This window comes from Mycobacterium parascrofulaceum ATCC BAA-614, assembly GCF_000164135.1.
Taxonomy (GTDB): domain Bacteria; phylum Actinomycetota; class Actinomycetes; order Mycobacteriales; family Mycobacteriaceae; genus Mycobacterium; species Mycobacterium parascrofulaceum.
This window is the reverse complement of sequence record NZ_GG770561.1, coordinates 20,418-30,632: the sequence shown is the minus strand read 5'-3', so window position 1 is coordinate 30,632 and position 10,215 is coordinate 20,418. Positions and strand designations below refer to the sequence as shown.

Sequence of the window (10,215 nt, the reverse complement as noted above, 5' to 3'; positions counted from 1 at the left end):
ACCGTGCGACGGCCGCCATGAGGCGGCGCGCATTCTCACGCGAACCTAGCAGGTACACCGTTTCGCGCCCCGAATCGTCGTCATCGGCGTACATGGGCCCGTCCGTAACCGTGACTGGCAAGCTGAATCTGTGGTAGGTCGTCCTCGCACCATTTAACGCAACCTGCGTCGGCGCCACCAGCCGGAGTACCCTCACGACAACTGTCCTGCTCAGAGTAGGATAAATGGTATGGCGAAAGCCAAAGTGTCCGTAATGATTGAAGAGGCCGTGCTGGCGGCGGCCGATGCGGACGCCCAGGCGGCCGGGCTGAATCGTTCAGAGATGATCGAACGAGCCCTGCACAACGAGCATCTCCGAATCTCGCTCGAGAACTACACAACACACACTGTGCCAACGCTCGACATCGACGCCTACGCGGAGAAGGTCTATCAGGCGAACCGGGCCGCTGGCCTGTGATCACACCCGGAGACATCACGCCAGGCCGCGACACCAACCAGGAACTGTACGTTGTCGTACTATCTAACACGATTCACCTCGCAGCCGCCACCGGCCAGGTGATCATCTGCCCCTTCATTCCCGGTGAAATCCCCAGCAGCACAATGGCTATGATCGTCACAGTGCTGCAACCCAAAGGGGTTGTCTTACCGGAGCTCATCCAGTGGCTTCCTGTCGCGGCCCTCGACCAACCCATCGGCAATATCGGCGGCATCGCGCTCGCTGACACGACCACGACCGCCGTCACCGCGCTCATTTCCTGACCCTCAACGTACTATCCCCGATCGCAACTTGCCCCCAATCCGATAAGAATGTCCCCGAGATTGCGTGAGAACAGACACCAATTTCTCGGGCAACCCTGCGCGCGTGGCCGCGGCGGTGGATGGATGGGTGCTTCCAGCGAATACCGCTTATTTCGTCACTGTGACGACTCGGCGTCTCTCCTCCAACGATCCGGCCATCACCTCGATCGCCAAATCGAGGCCCAGCTACCACGTACTTATAAGGCGTGCTCCTATAACGGTTTTCGCCAGCGCTCGGCGGTCAATCCTGATCACTGCATCCCACGTCGCACGCCGCGGCACCTCACGCTACGCCGCAGCCGAGCTCGGATTCGACCACGCGCCATAACAATTCAAATTTGGTGCCAAAATCTCCATGGGTAGGCCGTCGCCGCAGCGTAGACCATATCCGCTACGTCGACCGGTCGCCGCTCCCAACCCTGCAGCAACTCCATCGTGCGTGCGGTGACCCACTGCGCCTGATAACGCTCGCGATCTCCTGTGGAGGCCTCCGGCCGAGGCCGGTTCGCGCTGAGGTTCACGTAGTACACGGTTGAGGCGATCCGGTACTGGTTCCATACCTCCTCCGAGATGTGGTCGCCGGTGCCCAGCACATCCCACATCTGCCGCAGATCGAGCGTCATCTCCCCCGACATCTTCACAGCTTCGATCATCTGCACAGCCAGCGGCACAACGACCTGATTTTCAACCATGCGCGTCTCAGGTTCAGTGGAGGTCGTCTGCTGAACCCGGGCATACACCTCCGGGTGCAACGCTTCGAGACGATGCATATGCATATCGTCGAGAATCGGGCGGATGTAAGCACCGTCATCGAATTCGCGTTGACAAACCGCGTATTCGACCCCTGGCACCCGACCGTAGGGGCTGTCCGCGGTTACTGCCATGGCAACCAGATGCGTTCCGCCGCGGCCGCGCAGCCGTGCATATTCGGCTAGCACCTCGGCAGGATCGGATGACCCGAACCAGCCTTCCCGAAATTGGTTGTCTACCAACTTATCTGCCGTCAACAGACGGGCAGTACGTGGCAAGAACACTCCCCGCGGAATGTAACCAAAGCCTTCGTTGGACATCACCACGCACTCGGTGGCCCCGCCAGCCTCGCGGCGAAATACGCCCACGGCCCACTCAATGCACGCGTAATTAACAATGTCGCTGTCACGACGGAGCTTGCGCGCCAACACTTTTGCGGTTGCCAGTTCGGCTGACTCCGGTCGTCCACGGTTGCGGGCGCCAGCTCCGGCGCTGACAACACTTGCCGGCACAACCACCGCCCCACCCGATCCGACCGTCGATCCAGCTGCCGGCCCGGTTGTCGGCGCGGAGCCACCCGGTGTGGCCGTGTTGCCAGCAGGGGCGACGGGGGCTGCAGCACTTGCGCCACCCGCAGCTACGGGGGCCGCGGGAGCGCCCATACCCGGGGGCGGAAGCATCATCGCCGCCGGTGCAGCACTCGTCGGCCCGCCAGACGTGGCAAGCCCCGGCGCTGCGGGGCTGACTGCCGGAGGGGTCGCACCTGCTCCTGTCAACCCGGCCGAAGGAACGCCCGCACCCGAAGTCAGCCCTGCCGCTGGAGTTGCGGCTGCTTGCCCTGCGGCCGGCGTTCCAGTGCCGGTCGCAGGCGGCAGCGACCCCAACGCCGATCCGGCTGAAAGTCCTTGGGAGAACGCCGGTCCCAACTGTGCCGGTGCCCCGGCTGCTGGTGCGGCATTAGCGGGCAGGTTCCCCAGCCCGGCAGCCTGAGTACCGGGCAGCTGCCCCATACCGCCGGGCAGCCCGCCCAAGCCCCCACCAGAGCCCAGGCCTCCCATGCCACCCCCACCGGGCATCGATCCAAGTCCCCCCGTCATCGACGTCAACCCCGGCGGGAAACCAACAGACTGAATCCCGCTGCCACCACCACCCGGCATCGGCATCTGCCCGGCACCCGGATAAGGGCTCCCCATCACCGCAGGAGTGGATCCTGGTCCCGTCGTCGCCGGCTCGCCGTCCTCGCCCTTCGCTGCACCACTGTGGCGCGGCGTGTGCCCATTACCTATTCCCTGCGGATTGCCAGTGCCGTTGGGGTTCGCGGGGTCGCCGTTGTCATCACCTAGTCCGGAGCCCTCTTTGCCTGTGGGTACGGCTATTCCGCCTCCGCCGCTATGGGGCAAGACGGGGTCTTGAGGTGCCGGACCGCCTAGGCGTGAGGTAAGAGCCGTGATATCGGTGCCTGCAGTGTGCTCGAAAACTCCGGCCTTGGCTGTAGCGGCTCCTACCGCGCTGGTCGTCAGGGCTCGGGCGTGCGTGTGCCAGCGCGCCGCGATCTCCTGCTGTTGTATCGCGTTCTTGGCCTGCGACAGTTCAGCATTGGCTTTCATCAAGACGTTCCGTTGGGCGGTTTGCGCGTCGCGGTAAACGCCAGCGACTCCGTTGAAATAATCTGCCGCCGCGTTGTATATCTCGACCATCCGGCCGTAGTCTGCGGCCAATTGGCGATTCTTTTCGTGCCCAGCTTCCCAACCGGGCGATTGTGCGGCCTCTTCGCGCATCGCATTGGCGGCTTTGAGCTGCTGCTGCAGCTCACCGACTTTCTCCGCCAACGCCGCGTAGTGCGCCGCTTGGGTCTCCAACGGCTCTGCTGCTGGCGGCACCATATCCGGGGTGATGATGATGTTCCCAGCGATACTGGTTGCGGGCACATCCGCCACGGCTCCCTCTTCCTCACACTACCGGCAAGCGGCGTTTACCTTGTCTTCTGCGGTGTTTGCACGACCGATCGCGGCGTTTCGCAAGCTGCCCTTGCGATGCGTGGTGGCGTTTTCCATGTCCGAGCTGGCCGCAAGGTAGTCGTCGATCCCTGAGCGGATCGTTGCCGGTGTATCGGCGGGCAGTTCACGGCGCAGGTATGCGCTTTCCACCAGGATTACCCGCGCCTCGTTGGCCAAGGCCTCTTGGGTGCCAGGGTCATTCCAGTCGGCTGGAGCGTGGGCCACCGCGTTCGTGGCCGCGTCCATTGCTGTCGCGGTAATCCCCCACACTTGGCATGCCTTTGTGCGTGCGGCTGCCACCTGGTCGGAACTCGGGGCAGGTGGTGACCACGGCGCAACCACCGTACTGACGGGAACTTTGGATGGCGTCATCCACGCTACTGCGGCAAGGACGGCGGCTCCGACCGCAACGACTAGCGCCGCCGCCGTGCCCCCCACCGCCCCGCGGCCGGGCCCCGCCGGTGGCGGAAGCTGACGTGGCGGGAAAGCGGGTGGGAGCGGTGTCCCCGCTTGGGGCGAGTGCAGGGTGGCGGTCATATGCTCACCACCGGTGTCAGGTCCTGAGCGTTCTGGTTGTCGGTCTGAAGGTCTGCGGTCAACGATTGATCGTTGCGTTGAGCCACCTTTCCACCGCGTGGCGCCAGCGCGGCACCGGCTCCCGCGACTTGCTGGTTCACACCTGCGCTTGCTGCCACGCTCGGCGCCCACATTGAAGCCGCGTGAGCCCCCCCGGCTGCCGTGGCCGCCGCGCCATGGGCCGCGTGCTCGGGCACGGTCGTAGCAAACTCGACCGTTGCCGAACCGGTCAGCATGTTCGCCGACTCCGCCGCAGCGGGAATGACCTGCAGAATGTCATCGGTTCGCATCACTCACACACCTTGTCGAGTCGATCTCCCGCACTTCTAAGCGCTAACACGAACGGCTGGGCATCGTGGTCGGACAGCTCGCGGGTATTGGCGTCGACCAACCGAATTACTGCGGTGACATATTCATTGGTCGCGTCTAGCACGTTCTTCGGGGTAGCCGGCGGAAGATGCTGTTGGATGTACTGCGTCTCCAGTATCACCACAAGCTGGAAGTTGCCCAGTGCAGGATGGTATTGAGGCGATTGCCGGTCTCGCGCAGCGTCGAAGAAGTTCTTTTGAGCAGCAATTATCGATTTGTCCGCCGTATCGCTGGCGTCGCAGGCTTCCTTCTTGGCCGCCGCCACTTGCTCCGGGCTGTAGCTCACCGGCGGTGGGGGTGGCGCCATCACCGTGGTGGTTGTCGCGGCCGGGTTTGATGCGGTCAACTTCATCGCACTCATCACCGTTGCGCTTAACGCCAGTAGCAGCGCGAGCGCCAGCATTACCCATACCGCCAGCCAGCCCGGCCCGCGTCTGCGGTACACCGGTGGCGGTGCAGGAGCTTGTGGGGGTGGCACGTAGCTGGGCGGTGGTGGCAACACCGCGGCACCGGTCGGCACACCGACCGTACTCGTGGAGGTGGGCGGGCCGCCGGTCGCAGCGGGGTAGCTCGGCTGCCCAACTGCCTGCGGATTCATGCAATCAGCGTACTGTCCTGCGGCGACATCGGGCTACCGTTGGACGCGAATCCAAGACGAAACCGGTGCTCAGGTGGCAGTCCAGATCTCACTTTCGGGATTGATGAACGCTTGCACAGCAGCGTCGAGCGCTTCCTGGTCTTGGCCGCCTCCCACGCTCGCTGTTTCCTCGGCCGCGGCGTTGACTGCCTCGTCGATCGTGGTGTTGATCAGCTCGGCCAAAGCCCCGTGTGAGTAGCGGGTGGTGCAGCCCTGCGCCAGCGACAGCGAGGTGAGTTGTCCTTGGGAGTTCACCGACAACACGACGTCGCCATCGCCGCCGATGGCTTCCAGGTCGATGCCATCCATCTCCTCGAGCAGCTTGGAAAGCATCGTCGACACCCGTTCCATGCGCGCTATGACACTGGCGGTTAAATTCTTATCCGCCTGGTAGCCGTCATACTCGTACACCGTCACGGGGCCTCACCATCGTCGTCGGACGCAATTTCATCCTGCAGGTCGGGCAGGGCCATCGACACCGAATCGAGCTGGGCCATCACTTCAGCGACCAGATTCTGATCGGACTGATAGCCGACGCACCCATTCACGCTCACTGGTCATCACCGCTGCCCGGGTCGCGGTCGACGCGTCGGCTGCGTGACCGAACGGTCACCGTGCGCTTCGGCCCGTCTTTGGGGTAGGCAGCGGCGTCAACGGTGGCCGTGTGCCGAATTGGGTCTCCCCGTTCGCCTTTGATCGGCTCGGAATTAGGGCGCGATGGCATCTCGATCGACTTGTCCGGGTCCTTTACCTTGCGCTTGGCCGCCCCGGCGCCAGCGCCCATGCCCCCCATCGGGGGCATGAACATTGGGGAGCCGCCCATACCGCTCTCAGCGGCGGCAGCGGTGGGACTCGGGGTGGCGCTGGCCCCCGCCAACGGGGGCGAGGTGGGGGAACTCATTCCGGAGATCGCTGAAGCCGCCGGCTTGAGATCTGCGCCGCCGCTGGCCGCCGGGGCGGTAGCGCCGTCGTCACCACCGCCTCCGCCGGCACCGCTGCCCAGGGAGTCTGCTGGCTCAATTTTGGCCGCGTCGTCCAGCCCGTTCTTGCCTGCCATTCCTTGTGCCAAACCTGCAACGCTCTGGGTGGCTTGCTGGGCCAATCCCTGCAGCTCTTGGCCTAATTTCTGCGGTATCTGGGTGGCCATCCCGACCCCGGCGCCCAGCAGGCCGGTCAACATCGGCGGCAAAGATGAGGCCATTCCCGGCATCGCACCCGTTCCCGCAGGCGCTAGCGGGTTAGCGGCGGGATCACCATCGCCTGCATTGAGACTCTCGTCGAGGCCGGCGGGGTCGGTGTCGGGGTCGACGTCGCCGGCGTGGGTGGTGCCCGGGTGATCGCGTGTCGGTTTTGGATCCGCTCCCTGCTGAGTTGGAGACGGCGGGGTGTCCCCTTGTCCGGCACCAGGTTCCACGATTGCTGGGGCTGGCGGTGGCCCCGGCGGAGCCTCCGGTATCGTCTCGCCGGTGTGGTAGCCAGCGGCCACAACCTGGGTGTGGTTCGTTAACTGGGTCAAATTCGTGTGTGCCTTAGACACCGCGGCCGCCGATCCCGGACTGGGATAAGAGCTGTTGAGTGCGATCGCGTTGTGGAGCTCGCGGTGACGGTTAGCGAACTCCGTGGTCGTCGGAGTCGCCTGCTTGGCTTGTGTAAATCTGTTCTTGTGGCTGCCGGCGAGCTTTCCAACGGTGTCGGCATGGCGGGCCATCTCCTGCGCCCAGTCCGCGTAACGATTCAACGCCGCCGAAATACGCGGTCCTGCTTCCCCTTTGAGATGTTCACTGACCGTGGCCGCCCCGCGGCGGGCCGATCGCGCGGCAGCGCTAAATCCTTCTGACAGTGCCGCACAGTCGGCCACAAACGCATCCCCGGCAGCGGGCTGACCGGCTTCCATGATCGCCGCCGTCGTTTCGGCTGGGCGGGGTCCCGGCGGGGCGATCGGCACATCAGGCGCAACAAGATTCACCGTCACCGCCGGGGTGAAGCCCGGCGTGGAGGGTGCAGGGTTACCTTGCAAGCTCACCACCGCTTGATTGGCCTGGTCCATCTGCCCATACGCGACTGCTGACTGGGTTATCGCCTTGGCGCCGGCCGCAAGGACCGTCGACCCGTCAGCAGCTCGCGATGCCATCACCGCCGCGTGCTCACTGAGGCGGGCAGCCACGCTCGTTGATGTCTCATCGGTGGCCAGCGGAGGGTGCACCGGCGACTGCGCGCCGAGCCTGGCAAGGCTGTTAGCGGCGGCGACCAGCCCCGCGACCGCACTCTGCAGTCCGGCAACATCGACCTGCAGCACTGCGGTCCTCCCTCCGTGTTCTAGCTGACGTTGCGACGAGTTCTCTCAGAAATCGATCAGGGCCTCATAGCTGGCAACCTGATCCTTGGTGGGCAACGCACTGGACACGGTCACGTGTTGAGCCTCCCACTCCTGACGCAGCGCCAACTGCGAGCGTAAATGAGCCAGCGTGTTCAATTTGATGATGCGGTTAGCCAGTTCGGCGTCGCTGAGCTGCATCGCCGCCGCCTGAAGCTCCACGCCTAACGAGTTGCCGCTGCGGCCCACCGCCACCACGATCGACTCATCGCGGCTTGCGACCTCGAACACCACGGTGTCGTAGTCGGTCGACGGCGCTTCAGACATGTTGCTAATCCGTGGAAATCGTCAAATTGGCACGGTTGTCAGCGTTCATCTCCGCCATGCGCGCCGCGGCGGCGCGAAGCTGCTGCGCCATGGCCCCGTGCCGCTCTTGTTGGTCGCGCAATGCGGTCTCGCGGTCGTTGACCGCGGCCACTGCAGCACGACGCGCCTCGTAAAACAGCGGTCCCCACGATTCGGCCGCAGCCACGGTGCGGGCATGGTCAGCACGGGCCTGCCCGCACGCCTCGGCGGCGCGTTCGTGGGCGATCGCCCATCGGATCAGGTCATCGGTGTTGACCTGCAAGGCCTGCTCATTCACGGTCATTACGGTACTCCCTCACGTTGCAGTAAAAGTTCGCTTAAGTGGTCGGCGGCGCCGGTGCGGGCGCCACGGCCGGTGCCGGGGCGACGGCCGCCGAAGTCACCGTTGTCGCTGTTGGGGCCGACACGCGTGTCCACCCCAAGAAATTCGGGCCAGTGTCGAGCTGGTCAATCGGCGTGACCTGGCCATTGAGCCAAACATGGTCTTTGTCTAGAGCCATGACCCGATGATCGGTGTATTGGCCCACATCGCCGAATTGCAGCCGCGAGGGTGCCATGGGTGAACTCACCGGCGAACCCAGCGGCGGCAACTGAAGATTGGCCCCTGCAAACGCGTCGTCGATGCTGTCACCGGAGAGCACCGCGCGTCCGGCCTGCGCGAGTGCGCCATTGGCCGCGGTTCGCACCGATTGGTCGGGCAGCTGGACCTGAGTCGACGGTGTTGGCGTCTGACCTGGCGCTGCCGGCGCTGACGGCGGCGGGGTGGATCCGCTGCCAGCGTTTTCTGTCCCCGCCTTGTCCCCTTTGTCTGCTTTGTCCCCTGGGTCGTGCAGTCCGGCCGGCTGGGTGCCATCTCGCGGTTTGTCGTCACCGGTGTGCGATCCGGACGGGTCTTTCAACGAATCGACGTGCTCATCAGAGGCCTGGTCCGGATCGTGGCCGCCATCGCGTAGCGCCCCACCGATCGCCGAACCCAAATCCCCCAGCCCGCCGCCACCGCCTCCGCCGAGCGAGGGAATCGCTGAACCGAGCGCACCTGGCAGCGAGCCAAGAGCGCCCATCGCAGGCCCGCCCATCATGCCCAACCGCGACATCAACGGATCTGAGGCCAGCCCGTCCAGTAGCGGGTCATTGCCACTGCCAGTGCCGTCACCGGTCCCGGCCGGAGAATCGGCACCACCACCCGGTGTAGTGCCGGTTGAGTCCGGGTTGCCGCTGCCAGTGCCGTCGCCGCTCGAACCCTTGGTGTGCGGGTCATCGCCGGGTTTCTTGTCTTGCAACGCCTGATAGCGCGCCGAGAGACCATCCAACACCCGCGCTTGTGAATCTGAGTCCAGCCCAGCGTTTTTCAGGACGTTGAGGATGTCGTCGGTTTTTCCCTGCAAGAACTCTGCCAGCTGCTGTTGGCCGGTCGCAGTATCCAGCGATGACCCCAGCTTGTTGACCTGGTCGATGATGTCTTGCTGCAAAGCTTGGAGCCGCTGACGACCATCAGCGCTAGAGCTCGACGCTTTAAGCAGAGCGTCGGCCAGTTTGTCGTCAGCGTCATTGAGCGCCGAATGATTTTTGGCCAGTGCCTCGTCGAGCCGTTTGGCTGCTTCTGCCCCTGCCCCGCTCAGTCCCGGTGGCGGTGGCGTGCCCGCCGGGGAGGTCGGCGCCGGCGACTCCGGCGGGGGCGGCGGGGGCGGAGGCGCTGCGGGTTGGTCGCGGCCCAGCGCCTGGTTGATTTCGGGCATCGGAGCCGTATCCGGGTTAATGCCCATGTAAGTGAGCTTGGCTCGGTCGAGCTTGGTGAGCTGATCGCGTGAGGTGACCGGAGCCGTTGGGGCCGGGTCTAGTGGCATCGGGCCGCCGGGCGCCGGGCTTTGAGGGAAGGGTGACCCCAATACCTCGGATACTCCGCCGAGCACCTGGGACAGCGCTACATCGGTCCAGCCCGTCATGTTCGGGACGATAAGTCCCGAGTCGCTTTAGCCGCTACCAACAACGCCACATTCACCAAAAACCGGCTACGCCAGCATGTCCACACGGCTTGTCGACTTTTGTTTTCTTTCAAGACACGCCGCACCAGATGCGTCCTGCAACTTCGCACACCTGCGTCAATCAGTCCGGAGATACGGCACACAGGAGTGCCTTAAGCCGGGGAGCCTCGCGACTGTGAGCGTAGCCGGCGAGCCAATCGGCGATCTTAGCTGCAAGCTCCACCGGCAACGATCGCGTGCTCTACATCGGTAGCATCGAGCACCGCGCGCATATCCATCGGCGGCAATGACTTTCGGGTTCGCAGCGGGCCCATCACGGGTTGCGCCTCCTCGATACTTCTCGCCGCACGCCCCTTCCCCGCAGTGGAATCCCCGGCTGCACAAGCAGTAGCCGCCAACACCGACATACGCGCGCGAAAGCCGACT

Annotated in this window: 13 protein-coding genes; 2 read left to right on the top strand and 11 right to left on the bottom strand. The window is 64.5% G+C overall.

All coding sequences use genetic code 11. The features are described 5' to 3' along the window. Nucleotides 1–229 precede the first annotated feature (229 nt). Both HMPREF0591_RS27905 and HMPREF0591_RS27900 read left to right on the top strand, forming a co-directional pair. Nucleotides 230–457, top strand: coding sequence for a ribbon-helix-helix protein, CopG family (locus HMPREF0591_RS27905; protein ID WP_007172145.1), 228 nt, complete (start codon nucleotides 230–232; stop codon nucleotides 455–457). Then, the gene (locus tag HMPREF0591_RS27900; protein WP_007172144.1) at nucleotides 454–759 is read left to right on the top strand and encodes a hypothetical protein; all 306 of its coding nucleotides are present in this window, start codon (nucleotides 454–456) and stop codon (nucleotides 757–759) included. The genes HMPREF0591_RS27905 and HMPREF0591_RS27900 overlap by 4 nt, the downstream gene beginning before the upstream one ends. Nucleotides 760–1,130: 371 nt before the next feature. Here HMPREF0591_RS27900 and HMPREF0591_RS27895 read toward each other — a convergent pair whose 3' ends face one another. The 11 genes from HMPREF0591_RS27895 to HMPREF0591_RS33555 form a co-directional block, all read right to left on the bottom strand. Further along, the gene (locus HMPREF0591_RS27895) at nucleotides 1,131–3,485 is read right to left on the bottom strand and encodes a hypothetical protein (RefSeq protein ID WP_007172142.1); all 2,355 of its coding nucleotides are present in this window, start codon (nucleotides 3,483–3,485) and stop codon (nucleotides 1,131–1,133) included. Between the two features lie 18 nt (nucleotides 3,486–3,503). Continuing rightward, on the bottom strand, nucleotides 3,504–3,791 hold the full coding sequence (locus tag HMPREF0591_RS27890) for a hypothetical protein (protein ID WP_007172141.1): 288 nt from the start codon (nucleotides 3,789–3,791) through the stop codon (nucleotides 3,504–3,506). Between the two features lie 287 nt (nucleotides 3,792–4,078). Continuing rightward, nucleotides 4,079–4,411 (bottom strand): hypothetical protein, encoded by a 333-nt coding sequence (locus tag HMPREF0591_RS27885; protein WP_033717256.1) that lies wholly within the window; start codon nucleotides 4,409–4,411, stop codon nucleotides 4,079–4,081. Next, nucleotides 4,411–5,088 (bottom strand): hypothetical protein, encoded by a 678-nt coding sequence (locus tag HMPREF0591_RS27880; protein WP_101930854.1) that lies wholly within the window; start codon nucleotides 5,086–5,088, stop codon nucleotides 4,411–4,413. The genes HMPREF0591_RS27885 and HMPREF0591_RS27880 overlap by 1 nt, the downstream gene beginning before the upstream one ends. 69 nt (nucleotides 5,089–5,157) lie before the next feature. Next, complete coding sequence (locus tag HMPREF0591_RS27875) at nucleotides 5,158–5,544, bottom strand: YbaB/EbfC family nucleoid-associated protein (protein ID WP_007172138.1); 387 nt, start codon at nucleotides 5,542–5,544, stop codon at nucleotides 5,158–5,160. Further along, nucleotides 5,541–5,681: a hypothetical protein gene (locus HMPREF0591_RS32665; protein WP_007172137.1), complete on the bottom strand. Its 141-nt coding sequence runs from the start codon at nucleotides 5,679–5,681 to the stop codon at nucleotides 5,541–5,543. The genes HMPREF0591_RS27875 and HMPREF0591_RS32665 overlap by 4 nt, the downstream gene beginning before the upstream one ends. After that, nucleotides 5,678–7,423 carry a PPE domain-containing protein gene (locus tag HMPREF0591_RS27870; RefSeq protein ID WP_007172136.1) on the bottom strand — a complete coding sequence of 582 codons (1,746 nt, stop codon included), beginning with the start codon at nucleotides 7,421–7,423 and terminating at the stop codon, nucleotides 5,678–5,680. Before HMPREF0591_RS27870 ends, HMPREF0591_RS32665 begins: the two co-directional genes overlap by 4 nt. 45 nt (nucleotides 7,424–7,468) lie before the next feature. Continuing rightward, nucleotides 7,469–7,768 (bottom strand): DUF2694 family protein, encoded by a 300-nt coding sequence (locus HMPREF0591_RS27865; protein ID WP_007172135.1) that lies wholly within the window; start codon nucleotides 7,766–7,768, stop codon nucleotides 7,469–7,471. Nucleotides 7,769–7,772: 4 nt separating this feature from the next. Continuing rightward, nucleotides 7,773–8,090 carry a type VII secretion target gene (locus tag HMPREF0591_RS27860; RefSeq protein ID WP_007172134.1) on the bottom strand — a complete coding sequence of 106 codons (318 nt, stop codon included), beginning with the start codon at nucleotides 8,088–8,090 and terminating at the stop codon, nucleotides 7,773–7,775. 34 nt (nucleotides 8,091–8,124) lie between these two features. Then, nucleotides 8,125–9,750 carry a DUF4226 domain-containing protein gene (locus tag HMPREF0591_RS27855; RefSeq protein ID WP_047324037.1) on the bottom strand — a complete coding sequence of 542 codons (1,626 nt, stop codon included), beginning with the start codon at nucleotides 9,748–9,750 and terminating at the stop codon, nucleotides 8,125–8,127. A gap of 245 nt (nucleotides 9,751–9,995) precedes the next feature. Next, nucleotides 9,996–10,215: hypothetical protein (locus HMPREF0591_RS33555; RefSeq protein WP_208857814.1), on the bottom strand; the 220-nt coding region annotated here is incomplete at its 5' end.